At 56.6% G+C, this 17,971-nt stretch carries 16 protein-coding genes and 1 CRISPR repeat array (1 of these 17 only partly in view); of the genes, 8 read left to right on the top strand and 8 right to left on the bottom strand.

Translation table 11 applies throughout. The features are described from left to right. Window positions 1-58: 58 nt before the first annotated feature. Complete coding sequence (locus HNI00_RS11600; protein WP_316786303.1) at window positions 59-883, bottom strand: Uma2 family endonuclease; 825 nt, start codon at window positions 881-883, stop codon at window positions 59-61. Window positions 884-1,293: 410 nt separating this feature from the next. Further along, on the bottom strand, window positions 1,294-1,920 hold the full coding sequence (locus HNI00_RS11595) for a hypothetical protein (protein WP_316786301.1): 627 nt from the start codon (window positions 1,918-1,920) through the stop codon (window positions 1,294-1,296). Window positions 1,921-2,205: 285 nt separating this feature from the next. On the opposite strand from HNI00_RS11595, the gene psb28 reads away from it, so the two are divergent. Together psb28 and HNI00_RS11585 are read left to right on the top strand one after the other, a co-directional pair. Beyond that, entirely contained in the window at window positions 2,206-2,541 is a 336-nt protein-coding gene (psb28, locus tag HNI00_RS11590; RefSeq protein ID WP_316786299.1) for a photosystem II reaction center protein Psb28, read from the top strand. A gap of 34 nt (window positions 2,542-2,575) precedes the next feature. Further along, on the top strand, window positions 2,576-3,103 hold the full coding sequence (locus HNI00_RS11585) for a MogA/MoaB family molybdenum cofactor biosynthesis protein (RefSeq protein WP_172356119.1): 528 nt from the start codon (window positions 2,576-2,578) through the stop codon (window positions 3,101-3,103). 21 nt (window positions 3,104-3,124) lie between these two features. On the opposite strand, the gene HNI00_RS11580 is transcribed toward HNI00_RS11585, so the two are convergent. Both HNI00_RS11580 and HNI00_RS11575 read right to left on the bottom strand, forming a co-directional pair. Then, window positions 3,125-4,612 (bottom strand): family 10 glycosylhydrolase, encoded by a 1,488-nt coding sequence (locus HNI00_RS11580; protein ID WP_316786296.1) that lies wholly within the window; start codon window positions 4,610-4,612, stop codon window positions 3,125-3,127. A 316-nt stretch (window positions 4,613-4,928) separates the two neighbouring features. Beyond that, window positions 4,929-5,420 carry a DUF427 domain-containing protein gene (locus tag HNI00_RS11575; RefSeq protein ID WP_420156351.1) on the bottom strand — a complete coding sequence of 164 codons (492 nt, stop codon included), beginning with the start codon at window positions 5,418-5,420 and terminating at the stop codon, window positions 4,929-4,931. Between the two features lie 234 nt (window positions 5,421-5,654). Between HNI00_RS11575 and HNI00_RS11570 the strand changes: the two genes are divergently transcribed. Together HNI00_RS11570 and HNI00_RS11565 are read left to right on the top strand one after the other, a co-directional pair. Further along, entirely contained in the window at window positions 5,655-7,250 is a 1,596-nt protein-coding gene (locus HNI00_RS11570; RefSeq protein WP_316786292.1) for a sulfatase, read from the top strand. Between the two features lie 240 nt (window positions 7,251-7,490). After that, window positions 7,491-8,174: a potassium channel family protein gene (locus tag HNI00_RS11565; protein WP_068507369.1), complete on the top strand. Its 684-nt coding sequence runs from the start codon at window positions 7,491-7,493 to the stop codon at window positions 8,172-8,174. A 175-nt stretch (window positions 8,175-8,349) separates the two neighbouring features. Here HNI00_RS11565 and gap read toward each other — a convergent pair whose 3' ends face one another. Then, window positions 8,350-9,372, bottom strand: a complete 1,023-nt coding sequence (gap, locus tag HNI00_RS11560; protein ID WP_172356154.1) for a type I glyceraldehyde-3-phosphate dehydrogenase — start codon at window positions 9,370-9,372, stop codon at window positions 8,350-8,352. 398 nt (window positions 9,373-9,770) lie between these two features. Between gap and HNI00_RS11555 the strand changes: the two genes are divergently transcribed. Beyond that, on the top strand, window positions 9,771-11,354 hold the full coding sequence (locus HNI00_RS11555) for a cation:proton antiporter (protein WP_316786285.1): 1,584 nt from the start codon (window positions 9,771-9,773) through the stop codon (window positions 11,352-11,354). Window positions 11,355-11,484: 130 nt separating this feature from the next. On the opposite strand, the gene HNI00_RS11550 is transcribed toward HNI00_RS11555, so the two are convergent. The 3 genes from HNI00_RS11550 to HNI00_RS11540 form a co-directional block, all read right to left on the bottom strand. After that, window positions 11,485-11,637: a DUF2442 domain-containing protein gene (locus tag HNI00_RS11550; protein WP_316786283.1), complete on the bottom strand. Its 153-nt coding sequence runs from the start codon at window positions 11,635-11,637 to the stop codon at window positions 11,485-11,487. 173 nt (window positions 11,638-11,810) lie between these two features. Beyond that, window positions 11,811-12,197 carry a type II toxin-antitoxin system VapC family toxin gene (locus HNI00_RS11545; protein ID WP_316786281.1) on the bottom strand — a complete coding sequence of 129 codons (387 nt, stop codon included), beginning with the start codon at window positions 12,195-12,197 and terminating at the stop codon, window positions 11,811-11,813. Further along, window positions 12,194-12,415 carry a hypothetical protein gene (locus HNI00_RS11540; protein ID WP_316786280.1) on the bottom strand — a complete coding sequence of 74 codons (222 nt, stop codon included), beginning with the start codon at window positions 12,413-12,415 and terminating at the stop codon, window positions 12,194-12,196. The genes HNI00_RS11545 and HNI00_RS11540 overlap by 4 nt, the downstream gene beginning before the upstream one ends. A 519-nt stretch (window positions 12,416-12,934) precedes the next feature. Here HNI00_RS11540 and HNI00_RS11535 point away from each other — a divergent pair. The 3 genes from HNI00_RS11535 to HNI00_RS11525 all read left to right on the top strand — a co-directional run bounded on the left by HNI00_RS11535 (window position 12,935) and on the right by HNI00_RS11525 (window position 16,489). Further along, a complete protein-coding gene (locus tag HNI00_RS11535; RefSeq protein WP_316786277.1) occupies window positions 12,935-14,380 on the top strand; it encodes a glycoside hydrolase family 13 protein in 1,446 nt (481 codons plus the stop codon). A 73-nt stretch (window positions 14,381-14,453) separates the two neighbouring features. Then, a complete protein-coding gene (gene hisA, locus HNI00_RS11530; RefSeq protein WP_172356010.1) occupies window positions 14,454-15,227 on the top strand; it encodes a 1-(5-phosphoribosyl)-5-[(5-phosphoribosylamino)methylideneamino]imidazole-4-carboxamide isomerase in 774 nt (257 codons plus the stop codon). A 32-nt stretch (window positions 15,228-15,259) separates the two neighbouring features. Beyond that, entirely contained in the window at window positions 15,260-16,489 is a 1,230-nt protein-coding gene (locus HNI00_RS11525; protein WP_316786272.1) for a DUF790 family protein, read from the top strand. Window positions 16,490-16,553: 64 nt separating this feature from the next. Next, window positions 16,554-17,971: a CRISPR direct-repeat array (repeat unit 37 nt; unit sequence GTTTCAATCCCTGGAAGGGATTTGGGGGTTTTGCGAC); it runs 7,389 nt beyond the window's last position.

Raw genomic sequence — 17,971 nt, 5'->3', positions numbered from 1 at the left:
GGGTTTGCGGAGTCTGTCGGCTTGTTTAAAGAATCCAGGTTGCTAAAGCCCCAGGTGCTTATAGGTCTTCTGGGTTGATGCCCATCTCACGCAGTTTGGCGGCCAGGCGATCAGCCCGCTGCCGCTCTTGTTCTGCCCGCTGGCGTTCTTGTTCCGCCCGTTGCCGCTCTTGTTCTGCCCGTTGCCGCTCTTGTTCCGCCCGGTTTCGCTCTTGTTCTGCCCGCTCGTCGCCGTTCAGCAGCAAGTTGCCCTCACAATCCCACCAGCGCAGCCAGGGCAAATCTTGATTCAGGTATTGTCCCTGCCAGATGCCAAGCTCCACGCCAATGGGGTCAATCGGGAAATGCCCGCGCTCGTTGGGCGTGCAGCGCTGATAGTGGTTGCCGACTAGCTCGTAGACCTCCACCGAAGCTTTGTCTACTTCGTAAATGGCGTAAAAGGGGACGCGAATCGCCTGTTCATAGACCCAGAATTTTCCCGCTTTGGACTCTGGGCTAGCTAGGGGCGAGGTGGTGTCGCGCTCCTCGGAGCCGTCCCCAGAGACGAACTCAATCACAATTAGCGGCGCAATAATTTCTTGCCACAGGACATAGGAGCGTCGCCGCTGACCGTCGAGCAGGGGCGGCACGTTGGGCACATAGAACCAGTCGGGGGCTTCGGCTCCGCGCTCCGGAGGGTCGGTCAGCCGCCAATAGATACCGCAGTCTTGCCCGATGGCGTATTGCCCGTCAGGATGTAGCGCGTCTAGAACGGGACGGATGGAATCGGTGAGCAGCAGGCTTTGGGGATGCTCCTGAAAGTTCTTCACGAACGTGCCGTCGGTTTCGGGCAGTTGGGTGTGGTCGGGAAGCGATAGGGCGGGTTGGGAAGGGGCGATCGCCATAGCGTGGCTCCAGAACACTGATGGGGTACGGACTGAAGGTGCAAACTGAAGGTGCAGACTGAAAGTGCAAACTTGAGGAAAGCCGATGCTTCGTTTCAAACGTAATCAATGTTCTAACGATTTTCTAACGATTAACGTTCTAACGGTTGACGTTCTAACGAATGTTCCAAGTGTATCGGTTTAACAGAGTTTGATGGTAGTTTCACCTGCTCACCAAAGCCAAAATACTCACCAAAGCCAGAATAAAAGAGCCAACGATCGCCCGCTGGCAGACCATTGGCTCATCGGTAATCCCGTCAAACAGGAGTGCGTCTTGATCGTCTCCTGCGGCTGCGGGAAGTCCTTTGACTAATGACTAAATGCAGTTACTTGGACTAAGTGCAGTTACCCAGGCTAAGTATAGTTCTACGTCAAGGTTTTGCTGAGTTTTCTGGAACCCTGTCTTGCCAGCGATCTAGAAATTGCATGAGCAGATGACTTGCTGACTTGAGAATCGGGATTCGACGTGGTAGCGTACTCCAACTGACTTCTCCGCGAAATAGACAATTCCGATAGCGACATGTGAGCAGCAGCAAGGCAACCAGAATGCGAGACGCGCTTTGGGTTCCTTGATTCTCCAGCACGCTTTTTACAAACAAGGCTTCTTCGTAGCTGTGAAAATAGATCTCGCGAAATCGCCAGTTTGCAACCCCATCGCTGTTGAGATATTGCGTTCGATAGGCTGCCAGGCAATCGTGGTAATCCACAGACCGCCGCTCCTCTTGTAGCTGGTATTGCTGCACGATTTCTTCGAGTTTGCTGAGGGAAATAGTTTTTTCGCAAACTAAAGTCTCGAACAAGTCTAGGACAAAGTGGAAATAGACAACTCTGCTAATGTCCTCTCGCGAGATGGGTGATCGAGCAGAGAAAAACTGATACACCCACGCTGTTGTGCTATGACCAGCAATCCACCTCGAAGCATCGGCAGAATTGTTGTCAGAAGCGTTGGCCATGGAGTGAGATGAGGATTCTAGGCTGCGATCGGAAAGCTGCATCATACGTTCAGACTCCTTGTTTTGTTTTTTGGGTAAGGTTAGCGATTTCACAGGACTTGTGCGCTAGCGATGAGTTTTCGGGACTTTGGACAATTTTTTGTAGGCTGCCCCTACGAAAAATTGCCTCCCTGCATAAATCCTGAAGTTCTTTGTTTGGTTAGTTCCCTGACTGAAGTACAGATGCACAAGCACAGATGCACGCGATTAGAAGGGTTGCTGCTTTAGTGGGCTGTTACCGTGCGAAGATGGAATATTAGGCCGACGGTAACAGTTTGTAAAGGAGAGGTTATGGCTGAAATCCAGTTTTCTAGGGGTATCACAGAAGAGGTCGTTCCCGATGTGCGGATGACCCGTTCCAAGGACGGCACCAACGGGACAGCTACTTTCTACTTTGAGAACCCCAAAGCCTTGAGTGTGGAGAGCACCGAAGATATTACAGGGATGTACCTGCTAGACGAGGAAGGTGAGTTAATCACCCGTGAGGTCAAGGCAAAGTTTATCAATGGTCAGCCAGCAGCACTTGAGGCGGTCTACGTGATTAAGAGCGTAGACGAGTGGAACCGATTTATGCGGTTCATGGAGCGTTACGCTGAAGAGCATGGACTCGGATTCACTAAGTCCTAGGCTTTACAGAACTTTGGGGACTCTTAAAGCATCTATGAATTATGCAGCGCTTCCCCACCCAGATACAGAACAGCCGTCAGTTGGCTGTGCCGTAATTACGGTGAGCGATACGCGCACGCCGGAAACTGACCGCAGCGGCCAACTGACGAGCGATCGCCTCCAGTCCAGCGGACACCGTGTCTTGGCTTACGAAATCTTGCCGGATGAACCCGACCAAATCCGCGCCAGAGTTTTGGAACTGTGCGATCGCCCCGATATTTCCGCCATCCTCCTCAACGGCGGCACGGGCATTGCTCCCCGCGATACGACCTATGATGCGATTGAAAGCCTACTGGACAAGACGCTCCCTGGCTTTGGCGAAGTCTTTCGCTGGCTGAGTTATCAAGAAATCGGGTCGCGGGCGATCGCCTCTCGCGCCACCGCCGGACTGCGCGGCACCACGCTGATTTTTTCTCTCCCTGGCTCTAGCAATGCGGTTCGCCTTGCAATGGACGCGCTAATTCTGCCGGAGTTGGTGCATTTGACCCAACAGGCACAGGGAACTAGAAATCTCTCTGGCTAAGGTAATCCTACTCCGGGCATCTTAAGGTAATCGGCAAGACTTGCGCGTGCGATCGCCCTCTGGGTCTTGCCAAGACAGCGCAAAGTGGCTGATGGCGTTGATCTGGGGCGCAGACTGGCGGATGGCCTGCATCTGGGTTTCGAGCGGTGGGCGATTGCTGACCGAGCGTCCCCAAGTGCCCGCCAGCACAGGTATTACTCGCGCTCCTGCGGGTGCGCCCGCCAGCACGCGCTGCACCTGCCGCACGATGCAGTCGGCCCGGCCGCAGGTGGCATAGGACATGGGATGCCATTCCAAATTGCTTGGGAAGCGATCCCAAAACTGCAAGCGCGAGTCGTAGCCCCCTGCGCCCACGGTCTGGTTGCCCTCTGGGAAGAACACCACGCCCGCAGGAATGCCGGCCTGCTGGGCAGGTGTAGTGCCTGCGGTCAGAAAATCGAGTACGCCCTGAAAGGCGTGAGCTACGCTGAGTTGCCAGAGTTCTGTTTGCAGGGAGGGACGGGCTTGGTCGGGCGTGAGGGAGGCATAGAGCGGGTCGGGCGATCGCCCCTGCCAGAGCGGCTGTCCATCCAGCGGGTAGGCGGTGGCGATGTCCTGGATATCCTGCGCCGTAACATAGCCCCGCTGCAAAAAGCGACGAATCAGGTCTTGTCCGCTGGGATTTAGCGCCCGCTGCAACAACGCCTGCTGCGAAGCGGGGCTATAGACCCACAAATCTTGCACCCGCCCCGCGACGGACGCATTGCCGTTGCCCTTGGGATAGCGAATGTAGTCAAACAACATGCCGTCCGGCCGACGGCGGGCGATCGCCTGCGCCAGGTTATAGAACTCCAGCTTGGCCTGGGGATTGTAGGGGTCGATGAACACCTCTTCCGACACCACCTCGCCAAGACTGTTAATCCCCGTTGCGCCATTAAAGGTCATGCTGTTTTGCCCGCGTCCGTTGCGGGCCAGGATTTGCTCTGCACCGGGGCGCTGGGCATAGGTATGGCCAAAATTCATGCTAAACATCCAGGCGTAGACCTTTAGCCCCCGCTCGCGCCCCTTGGCGATCGCCTCTGCCAGCAAATCTCGATTTTCAAACCCCGGCGTGCGAACCACCGACGGCCAGGGCGTATTATTTTCCGCACGCGGCAATAGCACCTGCCCGCCGCCAAAGACTTCTACATAAACCTGGTTATAGCCCCGGTTCACGATCTGATCCATGAGATACTCAATGGCCCCCGGCCGCGCATCGCACGGATAGAGCCGCAGCCACACCGCCTGATTTTTCAGCCAGCTTTCGCGCCGACAGCGCCGCAGGCGATCGCCATGCTGCTCGATCAGGTTGCGATAGCGATTGCCCGCATTGCGATCGCCCTGCAACGCCCCCACCAAGAACGTCTGCTTTTGGGTAATGTCTTCGGCAGAAAAATTGCAGTAGGGCTGGATTTGCGCCTCTGCCACGCGGCTGCCCGCCAGCCCCCACTGGCTCCCAGTCAGCAGCACCGCCGCCAGAAGTTTCGACACACCTGGCCACCGAAACCCAGCCAAGATCTGTAGCAAACCCGTCTGCCGCAAACCTGTTTGTCGCAATTTCACCTGTCGCAACCCTGTCTGTTGCAACCCTGTCTGTTGCAAACCTGTCTCTCGCAAACCTGTCTCTCGCAAAACCGTCATGAGCAAACCTAATCTCTGCATCATCAGCGGCGTCACATCCAGACCTGAACCAGCCTGGAGACTCCGCCTTGTTGTCCTATGTTTTGACCAGTAGAAGCTTTGCCAAACAGCACGCGCCTCAAAACAGCGCTGCTGTCTGCACCCAAATCAGAAATCCGACTTAGGATTACCATCCCCAGGAGCCGGGCCCCCCTTTGAACGGGCCGACAATATCCTGCGTAATCCAGCCGCCGTAGAAATCACCTGGTTGAGCCTGCACCTGCTCACCATCGACATAGCAAGCGTCCATTCTACTCGGATAAAACGCAACGTGATCCTTAATTTCGGCATAGGCGCTGACCGGGTTGGCATAAAACCAGGCCGCGTTTTCTGCCGTGCGATCGCCCACGGTGACAGTATAGTAGCCCGCCTGCCCCTTCCATTCGCAAAAGCTAGAGCGCGGAGTCGGCGTTAGATACTCCATGCGAATATCCTCCGGCGGGATATAGTACACAGGCGGATGGCTCGTTTCCAAGATCCGCTTCGCCCGCTGCGTGTCGGCGATCGCCATCCCATTAAACACCACCTGCACCCGCTTTGACGTTGCCTCTAGCCGAGGCGGACGGGGATAATCCCACACTGACTCCTGTCCTGGCCCTGGCACAATGCGATCGCGCATGTCGCTCTGCCCCTTACAATGGTTACTCAAACTGGTTGACCCTTAGTGTAGTGCAGGGTTGGAGGGAAGAAGAAAGAACGAAGAACGAAGAACGAAGAACGAAGAGGTTTTATTTTTCGTTTTTCATTTTTCGTTCTTCATTTTTCATTTTTCCCTCCCTCTCCTGCACGACCCCAATCCGGCAACCCTCCCTTATGATCTAAGGGGTAAATGCTCAACGCTGGGAGTTGGCTCATGTCCACGGCGCGGCCCGACATTGTGTTTATTGTGCTGGATACGCAGCGGCGCGATCGCCTCTCGTGTTATGGCTACCCGCTGCCGACCTCGCCCCATCTGGACGCATTTGCCGCAACGTCTACCCGCTTTCACCATGCGGTGTCTGCGGCGCAATGGACCGTTCCCTCCCACGCCACCCTGTTCACCGGACTCTATCCCTCGGCGCATGGCGTGTTGCAGTCCTACTCGCGGCTGCCTGATCACATTCCCACGCTGGCAGAGCGGCTGAGCGCAGGTGGCTATTATACGGCGGGCTTTTGCAACAATCCGCTGGTGGGCGTGATCAACAACGGACTGCGGCGCGGCTTCTACAGCTTTTTGAACTATAGCGGCCTGCTCACCTCGCGGCCCAACCAGGCCGGCATTCCGTCTGGGCTGGTGGGCAAATATCGGCAGTTTTTTAAGCGATCGCTCGCCAACTTGCTGAACCGGGTGCAGGACTCCTTTGCGCGGTCGGAACTGATGCTGGCGCTGTCCTTTACGCCGCTGATGGTTCCCCTGTGGCAAACGGCGCTGAGCTTTAAGGGCAACACGCGCAAATCCCTAGACGACGCAGCCCAACTGCTGATCGACCGCAAAGGACTTGATAGCGATCAGCCCATTTTCAGCTTTTTGAACCTGATGGGCACGCACATGCCCTACCACCCGCCCCGGCAGTATGTAGAGCGGTTTGCGCCAAACGTCCTGCGCGACAAGGCGGCACAGCATTACCTGAAGCAGTTTAATGGCGACATCTACGGCTGGCTGGCTCCCCTGGCGGAGGTGCTAGACGAGCGCCAGAAAGCCACGCTGGACGGCATGTACGACGCGGAGGTCGCCTATCAAGACGAACTGCTGGGCGCGTTTTTCCGCAGGCTGGCGGAGAGCGGGCGACTGGACAGCACCCTGGTCATCGTGTGTTCCGACCACGGCGAACACCTGGGCGAAAAGCAGTTCATCGGCCACTCCATCACGCTCTACAACGAGCTAATTCAAGTGCCGCTGATGATTCACGACCCTAGTGGCAATTTGCCCAAGGGCACGGTGCGCGAGGATGTGGTTTCTACTCGTCGCCTGTTCCACACGGTGCTGACCAGTGCCGGACTGGCCAACGAAATGGAGGAAGCCCTGACGCTGGCGCACACCCCTGGCAGCGAGGGCGATCGCCGCGTGTTTGCCGAAGCGATTCCGCCGCAAAACGTGGTAAACCTGCTCTACAAGCGGCAGCCAGAACTGGTGCTGGCCCGCGCCTGCGATCAGCCGCGCCGCGCCGTCTGGATCGGCAACCACAAGCTGATCGAAACGGGGGGCGATTCTGGGACAGATGGCTTCGCGAATCGCCTAGAGCTATACGACTTTCAGCAAGACCCCACCGAAGCCCTCAACCTCAGCGACATCCTGCCGGAAAACGTGGAGGTTCTCCAGGAGTGCTTGCAGCAGTTTGTCGGGGAATACGCAGGCGAGGGCGCGGAATATGGCGATCGCGCTGGTGCGACGGAACAGCATCGTGCCCCCGGCTTCGACGATCCCGAAGTTCAGCGCCGCCTGCGCGACTTGGGCTATTTGGAAGACTAGGATTCAGAGGTTGGGAGTTGGGGCTAAGGCCCATCCAGACCACCCTCGCCAAAATCTCCCATCCGAAATCAAATCAGGCTTTGCCAAAATTTATCAGGGCACCTCGATTAATTGCCTTATTGAGAATTTAGGAGCCTGAAACCCCGTTTTCTCGTAGCCATTCTCAAGAGGATCTGAATTTTTCGAGGTACCCACCAAAAAAATTTATCAAAATATTACGGGTCAACTCAGGAGACTAGCATGTACGTCCTGATCGGGGGTGCGGGTGTGATCGGCATCAGTCTGGCGCAAACGCTCGTAGAACTGGGGCACACTGTGGCGCTGGTGGATATTGACCCCAACGCCTGCCGCTATGCGCGAGAACAGATCGGCGCAATGGCGTTTGAAGGCAGCGCCGTGAGTACCGAAGTGCTGCTGGAAGCGGGCATTCGCAAAGCCGATGCGATCGCCGCTGTGCTAAGAGAAGACGCGCTCAACCTGGCAATGGTGACGCTGGCCAAGCACTACGGCGTGCCACAGATTGTCGTGCGGATGCGCCATCGCGACTTTGCCGAACCTTACCGCATCGCAGGCGCAACCACCGTCGTTAACGCCATCGACCTGGCCGTATCCACCATGGCCAACGCGATTGAGTATCCCCAGGTCGAGTCCATCATGCACTTCGACCAAGGGCAAATCGAAATCCTCAAGCTCCATATTCCAGCGAGTTGCCGCGTTGTCGGCCGCAGCCTCGCTGAGATTGCCCAAGATCCCCGCTTTCCTCGTGATTCCCTGATCATCGGCTATCAGCCCCACCATCATGAAAACCTGGTCATTCCCAAGGGCAGCACGGTGCTGGAGGCAGGTTCCACAATTCTCATGGCCACCAAGCCCGGCTCCATTCATCAGGCGGTGGATTTCATCGAAGGCTGCCCCACAGATTAATTTCTGGCTTTCAAGAGTTCGCAACCTGTATTCAAACTCGGCGATAGTATCTTCAATAATTCCTCAATAATTTTTGTAGAAGCCCCACACAGTAGAGCTTCTACAAAAAATCTAAACCTCATCTCAACAGGGTTGATATTTAGGATAAGGCGGCGGCAAAGCCGCACACTGGATCTTAGATCAGCCCATCCTCTTCGCCCATTTGCAAGAGCAGGTCAAGGACGCGGTTGGAATAGCCCCACTCATTGTCATACCAAGACACGACCTTGAAGAAGTTGGAATTGAGCGCAATGCCGGCCTTGGCATCGAAGATGCTGGAGCGCGGGTCGGTGCGAAAGTCCATCGACACCACTTCTTCTTCGGTATAGCCCAGAATGCCCTGCATGGGTCCTTCGGAAGCAGCCTTCATGGCGGCGCAGATTTCCTCGTAGGTGGTGGCTTTTTCGGTCTTGAAGGTGAGGTCAACCACCGACACATCGGGCGTGCCGACGCGGAAAGCCATGCCCGTCAGCTTGCCTTTTAGCTCCGGCAGCACCAGCGCCACGGCTTTGGCTGCGCCTGTGGACGAAGGAATGATGTTTTGCGAAGCACCGCGGCCGCCGCGCCAGTCTTTTTTGCTGGGGCCATCGACGGTAGGCTGGGTGGCGGTCATGGAGTGAACGGTGGTCATCAGTCCTTCAGCGATGCCGAAGTTTTGGTGCAGCACTTTGGCGATCGGGGCGAGGCAGTTGGTCGTGCAGCTTGCGTTGGAGACAATCACGTCTTTGGAAGGCTCGAAGTCTTCGTGGTTCACGCCAACGACGTAGGTGGGGACTTTTTCGGGGTCTTTGGTAGGAGCCGAAATCAGCACCCGCTTTGCGCCTGCGGTGAGATGGTTGGATGCGCCTTCGTAGTCGGTGAAAAAGCCGGTGGATTCTACCACATAGTCTACGCCGAGCTTGTCCCAGGGCAGTTCTGCGGGGTTGCGCGTGGCCATGCAGGGAATCTTGTGCCCATTGAGGGTCATGCTGTCGCTGGTGGCTTCCACCGTGCCGTGATACATGCCGTGGGTGGAGTCGTATTTGAACAGGTAGGCGAGGTTGTCGGCGGGCACGAGGTCGTTGATACCGACAAATTCAAACTTGGGGTTGTTGATGCCTGCGCGAAGCACCAGGCGACCGATGCGACCAAATCCGTTGATGCCGACTCTAACGGTCATAGGGTAAATCTCCTTGGGTGTGGGAGGGTTTCAATGGCGGCTTTCAGTTGCTGCGTCACTAGCGCCAACTTACTAGCTGCGAAACCAGTTGCAAAACTAGATCTCAAACTAGGGGCAAATTGGAATTCTTGCCCAGATTACCGGATTTCCTTAAGGTGAAGCTGAGAAAACGGTATGATTTCAGGGCTTTGTCAATCCGATTCCTGTGGGGCGATGCGGTTCCGCAAGGCTTGCGCCAATGCCCTCTCAGTCTCGGTTTGAAGTCACCTTGAACGCTCCTCAACCCCTTGCAGCTAGGCTATAGCAACTGCCTCATTTCGTCTTGTCAGCAGGATTACTCAACGCTAAACCTGTTGGATCTAAACCGATTGAACTTCAAATTGAACTTTGAGCCTGTAATGTTGATTGGAACCGCTGCCACTGCGACCCGTGATGTGCCGGAGCTGATTCCGGTGCTGATTATTTTGCTGCTGGTGGCGACGGCGGTGGCGCTGCTGTCGCGGCGGTTTCGGCTGCCCTACGTGACGGGGCTGGTGATTGCGGGGCTGGCGATCGCCGAACTGTTGCCCCAGCGCGTCGGCCTCAACACCTCGCTAATCCTGAACCTGTTTTTGCCCATTCTGCTGTTTGAATCTGCCATCAACACTGACATCAGCCGCCTCCGCAGCACTCTAAGGCCAATTCTGCTGCTGGCGGGGCCAGGCGTGGTGCTGGCTTCGGGTATCACCGCGCTGGTGCTGAAGTTTGGGCTGGGTCTGGGGTGGATTCCGGCGCTGCTGGCGGGGGTGATCTTGGCGATTACTGATACAGTGTCGGTCATTGCCGTATTCAAAGAAGTTGCTGTGCCGGGTCGCCTTTCGACCATTGTGGAAGGCGAGAGCTTGTTTAACGACGGCATTGCCCTGGTGCTGTTTGGGCTGATTTTGCAGGCGCATCTGACGGGTTCGGTGACGCTGACGGAAGGCGTGCAGCGATTTGTGGTGGTGATTGCGGGCGGGGCGCTGCTGGGGCTGGTGTTGGGCTATCTCTGTGCGGGCTTTTTTACCCAGTCGGATGATCCCCTCAGCGGCATTTTGCTGACGGTGGCGCTGGCGCTGGGGGCGTATCAGCTTGGGGAGTTGCTGCGGGTGTCGGGCGTGGTCGCGGTAGTAGTGTCTGGACTGATCGTGGGAAATGCGGGTCTATCGCGGCGATTTTCTGCCTCCAGTCGCATCACGCTGTATAACTTCTGGAATTACGCTGCTTTTGGGGTTAATACGTTTATTTTTCTGCTGATTGGTCTGGAACTGGAGTTATTTACGCTGTGGCGCAATTTGCCGGCCGTGCTGCTGGCGATCGCCGCGTATCAGGTGGGGCGGCTGCTGTCGGTCTATCCGCTCTTGGCGCTCCTGCGGCCCTTCGATCGCCCAATTCCCCTGCGCTGGCAGCATGTGATGTTTTTGGGCAACATCAAAGGCTCGCTGTCGATGGCGCTGGCGCTGAGCCTGCCTGCCAGCCTAGCGGAACGCGGCAATCTGATTGCGCTGGTCTATGGAGCCGTGCTGCTGTCGTTGGTGGGGCAGGGCCTCAGCTTGCCGTGGCTGGTGAAGCAGCTAAAGCTATCGCCCCTGTCGGAAACCCGCCGCCAAACCGAGGAATTGCAGGCGCAACTAATCGCCGCCAAAGCTGCCCAGGACGAGCTAGAAAGCCTGCTGAAGACGGGCGTATTGCCCAAGGCGGTATATGAGGAACTGCGATCGCGCTATCAAGTCCAGGTGGCCCGCGCCGAAAAATCTCTGCGCGATCGCTACAACCAGCGGGCGGACTCTGGCGCAATCGACGCGGGCGATCGCCCCAAACTCGATGCCATCCGCCGCCATCTGCTGCTGTCGGAAAAAAGCGCCCTGCAAGAGGCCCTGCGAAAGCGGGTAATTTCTGAGGCGATCGCCCGCGAACAACTTCAGCAAATCGACGAACAACTCTTGCTTTTGGAGGACGAATAAGAACGAGTAAGAGTAAATAAGCGCGGGTTCGTCTTTGGGCGATCGCCCTTCATCTGGCAGCACCCGTACCTTTGGGCGATCGCCCCCAGCATCTCTCAATCACCCAAACTCTCAACTTTCGCTCAGTCCTCTAAAACCCCAGCACCCGGAGCAGGCGCACCCCATAGCCTTTCAAGTCCTCATCCGGTTCTTTCCAGTGAATGCCGTAGCCGCCGCAGATTGTCCAGCGTTTCCGCTGTTTCGGCGCTGCGTTCCGCAGTCGGGGATAGCACACCAGCAGCACGATTTTCCTTGCGTATCAACCGACCTACAATAAGAGCAAGCAGCTTTGAGGGAATCGAATGACACCCCAACTGATGATCCAGCCCTCCTCGTTTTGGCATCCCGATGGGAATATTCTCCGGTGCGATGCCCATTCGCCATGTTTCGGCGATCGCCCTTAGAAAGCATCTCCTCTCACCAGGCTATTTGACAGTCGTACTGACGGAAAGCCGTATCTCTGCTGACAAGCGTGGCCGACTCAATTCGACTTTGAGCAATGAGTAAACGATCAAAAGGGTCTTTATGATGCCAAGGTAAACGGTCAAGCTCAACAATATGGGACAAAGCAACAGGCAGCAGTATGACACCATTCTCAGCTTGCTGCTGTTGAACGATGTTTAGAAGGGGGGCCCGCAGCGCCAGTTTACCTAAGTGTGTCTTAATTTGAATCTCCCAAAGACTACCTAAGCTAACCATTAGCTCGTTTCGAGGATTCTTAAGCAAGACTAAGGTTTCAGGTGGAATCTGGCTAGATTGACTGTCCCACCAAATGAAAGCGTGCGTGTCCAGCAAGAATTTCACGGTTCGCCCAGCCAAAAGCTATCAGGAAGAGGGGCATCAAAGTCATCAGCCATAACAAAAACACCTGGATGCAAATCAGGCTGGCGCTCCTTTAGGGTTTGAGTGTTGGGTTGGGTTTGCATTTTGTCCTCAACCCATTGCAATAGGCGAGTCGCCAACTGAATCTGTTCTTGCCAGGTTAGTTTTTGGGCTGCCTGGAGTAAGTCTTGAAGGGTCATAGCAGTGATCTTTTGGAGGGACATGATGTACTCAACAATTCTTTACGGCAAGCTGGCTTAGTGAGAGCGAGAGGTCAGTACGCCGAAGACCTGCGCTAGCATTAGGCGTGGCATCCCCAAAGGAATCTCCTCTGGTGCAACGCCTATCTGCCATGTTTCGGCGATCGCCCTCGTCGGAGTCCGCATTTCCCGAATATTGACCCCTGACTCAGAATTTCGTCATCTCGGACGATCTCGGACAGTATACAGATAGATACGGATAGTTCGTTGCGTGAACCATTGCCCCTTCTCCAAGCCCACGCTATCCATCGTATCGGACACGATAGCTAAGTAGGGCAGTAACCGTCTCCACCGACAGATCGTTAATTGATCCAACTGATAGACCCAGCATTTCAGTGGCTTATGGCATAGTTCGGGTGTCGGGGACATAGACCCGGAAATAGACCCGGAAATAGACCTGGAAACAGACCGCTGTGCTGAAGCCCTGACCCCCACCTCTACCCACTGTTCTCATTGCTCATGTCCATCCACACACCTGACTGGGTAAAACACGCCGTTTTCTACCAAATCTTTCCTGATCGGTTTGCCCGCAGCAGCCAGCTTCATCCAGTATTTAGCTCGGCCGCGCTAGAGCCGTGGGACGCACCGCCCACCTTCCACGGCTATAAGGGCGGCGACCTCTGGGGCGTGGTCGATCAGCTTGACTACTTGCAAGATCTGGGCATCACGGCTATCTACTTTACGCCCGTGTTCCAGTCTGCCAGCAACCACCGCTACCACACCCACGACTACTATCAGGTCGATCCGCTGCTGGGGGGCAATGAAGCGCTGGAGAAGCTGCTCACCTCTGCCCACAGCCGGGGCATTCGTATTTTGCTGGATGGCGTGTTTAATCATTCCAGCCGGGGATTTTTCTTTTTTAACGACATTTTGGAAAACGGGTCGCGATCGCCCTGGGTAGACTGGTTCCGCATTCACGACTGGCCGCTCTCGGCCTACGACGACGAAAAGCCTGCCAACTATGCAAGCTGGTGGGGGCTGCGGGCGCTGCCCCAGTTTAACCACGACAACCCTGCCGTGCGGGAATACCTGATGCAAATTGGCGAATACTGGATCAAGCGGGGTGTAGACGGCTGGCGGCTGGATGTGCCCAATGAGATTAAAGCCGATGGGTTCTGGCAGGAATTTCGCGATCGCGTCAAAGCGGTCAACCCCGAAGCCTATATTGTCGGCGAGATCTGGGAAGATGCACGGCATTGGCTGGATGGTACGCAGTTCGACGGCGTGATGAATTACTTGTTCACTGCGCCGACGATTGCGTTTGCGGCGGGCGATCGCGTGGATTTGCCCCTGGTGGAAAATCGTTCCTATCGTCCCTATCCGGCGCTGGATGCCGCAGGCTATGCCGCCAAAATTCAGGAACTGCTTGACCTGTATCCCTGGGAGATTCACCTGACGCAGTTGAACCTGCTGGATAGCCACGACACGGCCCGGCTGATTTCGATTGCTCAGGGCGATCGCGACAGCGTGAAGCTTGCGACCCTGCTGCTGCTCACCTTTCCCGGTGCGCCCAGCATTTACTATGGCGACGAGGTGGGGCTACCAGGTGGCAGCGACCCCGACTGTCGGCGCGGCTTCCCCACCTCCGACCAGTGGGATCGCGACGCGCTGGCCTATCACCGCGAACTGATCGCCCTGCGCCACAATCATCCGGCCCTCCGCACGGGCGACTATCGCACCCTCGCCGCCGTGGGGCATTGCTACGTCTTCTCGCGCACGCTGGGCCAGGACTCGCTGCTGGTCGCTGTCAATGCTGGCCTCGACCCCGCCGAAGTTACCCTCACCGCCGACACCCTGCCCACCAATCCTGTCGATCGCCACCTCTGGGGTGCAGGCGAGTTTCACATTACAGAAGGCCAATTGACCCTACGGCTGCCGGGGCGATCGGGCCTGGTGTTGGGGTGATGATGAGATCATGGGATGATGAAAAACGGATGATGAAAACCTGCAATGATCTGAAGCATTCCCTGACCCCCTCATGGACGTAATCCCTGCTATTGACCTCCTCGACGGCCGCTGTGTGCGGCTTTATCAGGGCGACTATGCCCAGTCGGAGGTGTTTCACGATGATCCGGTGTTGGTGGCGCAGGAGTGGGTGGCGCAGGGCGCAACGCGGCTGCATCTGGTAGACCTGGATGGAGCCAAGGCGGGGCATGTGGTGAATGGGGACGTGATTGAGGCGATCGCCCGCTCGGTGTCGATTCCGGTCGAGGTGGGGGGCGGCTTGCGCGATCGCCAGAGTGTGGCGGAGGTGCTGGGGCTGGGCGTGCGCTGGGCCATTTTGGGCACGGTGGCTGTGGAAAATCCCGATTTAGTCGCGCAACTGTGCCAGGAGTTTCCGGGGCAAATCATCGTCGGCATTGATGCCCGAAACGGCAAGGTGGCCACTCGCGGCTGGCTGGAAACCTCAGAAGTAGACGCAATTCCCCTAGCGCAGCAGATGGCCGACCTGGGCGCAGCCGCCATCATCTATACCGATATCCACCGCGACGGCACGCTGCAAGGGCCCAACCGCGAGGCGCTGCGAGAACTGGCCAATGCCATTGCGATTCCTGTGATTGCCTCTGGCGGCATTAGCTCGACCAGCGACCTGATGGGGCTGATGGCGCTGGAGCCGATGGGGGTGACGGGGGCGATCGTGGGGCGGGCGCTCTACACGGGCGCATTGTCGCTCCGGGATGCGGTTCGTGCCGTGGGCCAGGGCCGCTGGCAGGATGTGCCCCCCGACCTCGGCTTTTCAACCTTTGCCTAATTGCCCGATCGCCCGTCTCGCCCTGTCCCCCGATGCTGCCGTCTGACCTGCTGATCCACCGACCCCACGGCGAAAGCCTAGAGCCAAAACGATTGGCGCTGAACGCCCCAAATCGGGCGATCGCCATCGACCTAATCGACCAGTTCCAGCAGCACGTTGGCAAAACCCAGGGCGAATTGGACGGCCAACTCCGCGAAATGGAGGGCGAAGAAACGGATTTCAAGGTCAAGCGGGGACTGGCGCACCTGCTCAAAAGTGAGGCCTTCAGCACCTTTGAAATTGTCAGCCCCCTAGAGCCAGGACAACTGCGAGAGCGCGTCTTTGCTCTGGCGGCGCAGCGCGTCCCCTCGCCCCCAGCCACCGAGCAAACCCTCCAAACCCTGGCGGCCCAACTCAGCGACGAACTAGAGCGCGAAGTCTTCCCCGACCACATTCGCGCCGGACTCTATGCCGACCTGTCCGAAAACCGCATCCTCACCCGCTTTGAGCCGCCCACGCCCGATGCCCTCTTGCACCGCTACAACCTGTCTCAGGTGCAGGGCGTGTTTTACAAAGCCAGCCACCTCATCCTCACTGCCCATCGCAACGATCCCGGCGAATACAAGCTGCTGTTTCGCTATCTCAAGCTCTTTGGGCTAATGGCCTACATCGAGGGCGACGCGGATCAAGGCTTCACCATCACCATCGACGGGCCCGCCAGCCTGTTTGGCAATAGCACCCGCTACGGCACCGATATTGCTAAGCTGCTGCCTGCTTTGCTGCACGTCACCAAATGGAGCCTGAACGCTGAACTGCAATGGCGCAACACTTACACGGGCGAAGTGCGGCCGCGCCGCTTTGCGCTGGATTCCGACTGCGGACTGGTGAGCCATTATCCACCGGGCAAACCCTACGACAGTATGCTGGAGTCTGCCTTTGCCGAACGCTGGGATGCCCTGAAAACCGACTGGCGACTGGAGCGCGAGGTAGACCTGATCCCGATTCCCGGCAGCGTGATGATTCCGGACTTTCGGCTGGTGCATCCTGACGGGCGATCGGTGCTGCTGGAAATTGTCGGCTATTGGCGACCAGAGTATCTCCGCAAAAAGTTTTCGCAGGTGCAGCAGTCGGGCTGCGAGAACCTAATCCTGGCGATTTCCGAACGGCTGAATCTGGAAAAAGCGGGGGTGAAGCCGCAGGACGCACCCGCCCGCATCGTCTGGTTCAAAGACAAGCTCCAGCCCAAAGCAGTGCTGGCGGCCCTTGAAGAGAGCAGCCCTTAGCCTCTAGCTCCAGATCAGGCACTATTTCTTTCTACAGTTGTCAGTTACGAGATCATCAATCTCGGTTTCAATCCCTGGAAGGGATTTGGGGGTTTTGCGACCCGATAGCCTCAAAGGGCTGAGTCAACCAATCAAACATAAGTTTCAATCCCTGGAAGGGATTTGGGGGTTTTGCGACCGGCCTCTGTCACACCGCCGGAAATGGCCGGGGATGACGTTTCAATCCCTGGAAGGGATTTGGGGGTTTTGCGACGCTTTTCGGTCGGCTAGGTATCGCCCCGCTTCCAGGGTTTCAATCCCTGGAAGGGATTTGGGGGTTTTGCGACGGTCGATACGCTGGTGTGGGATGGTTTCGGAACTGGTTTCAATCCCTGGAAGGGATTTGGGGGTTTTGCGACACAGCCCTAAAACGTAAGGGCGTGGGGTACCGGAAGTTTCAATCCCTGGAAGGGATTTGGGGGTTTTGCGACTCGAATCCCCAATGCGGATTTAGGGTTTCCGCAACGTTTCAATCCCTGGAAGGGATTTGGGGGTTTTGCGACCGTATCCCCGGTAAGACAGAAGAATAGTCCTGTCGTTTCAATCCCTGGAAGGGATTTGGGGGTTTTGCGACGCAGTTTTCACCGCCGTTGGTGTTCCGTGTTATTACGTTTCAATCCCTGGAAGGGATTTGGGGGTTTTGCGACGCCCGATTATATTTTCACTGATAGGGGGAACTATGCGTTTCAATCCCTGGAAGGGATTTGGGGGTTTTGCGACGAGTATCCCCGGAAACCCCCGAAGGCATTATCAGGTTTCAATCCCTGGAAGGGATTTGGGGGTTTTGCGACCTGCCCTCCACAGATCGACACCCCGTGTCTTAAAGGTTTCAATCCCTGGAAGGGATTTGGGGGTTTTGCGACGCAGCGGGCTTCCGCAAAGGTGGGGCGAACAAGTTGATCAAAAGTTTCAATCCCTGGAAGGGATTTGGGGGTTTTGCGACCGCTGCTGCCGCCTGGTGCGACAAGCGATGCCGTGACGGTTTCAATCCCTGGAAGGGATTTGGGGGTTTTGCGACGCGTCGGTGGGCTTATCAAAATCGTCTAAAACCTCGGTTTCAATCCCTGGAAGGGATTTGGGGGTTTTGCGACTCGATGCCCTCGGCAACGATGCCCCCATCCCCGGAATCATCGGTTTCAATCCCTGGAAGGGATTTGGGGGTTTTGCGACCGCGGCGGCGGCTCGCTCCCTAATCGAGTTTGATGCGTTTCAATCCCTGGAAGGGATTTGGGGGTTTTGCGACCAGCCTGCTGATAAGCATCGCTGATCTGCTTGCGGTTTCAATCCCTGGAAGGGATTTGGGGGTTTTGCGACCACCCCGGCAAGTGCTGCTAGGGAAATGGCTGCCCAGTTTCAATCCCTGGAAGGGATTTGGGGGTTTTGCGACTTGGTGGAGCCGATTAGGTTTTTTCAGACCATCGATTCAGCCGTTTCAATCCCTGG

It is taken from the genome of Thermoleptolyngbya oregonensis NK1-22, from assembly GCF_032705245.1.
Taxonomy (GTDB): Bacteria; Cyanobacteriota; Cyanobacteriia; order Elainellales; family Elainellaceae; genus Thermoleptolyngbya; species Thermoleptolyngbya sichuanensis.
Note: the sequence above shows the minus strand (reverse complement) of the source record. Positions and strands in the feature narration are given on the sequence as shown.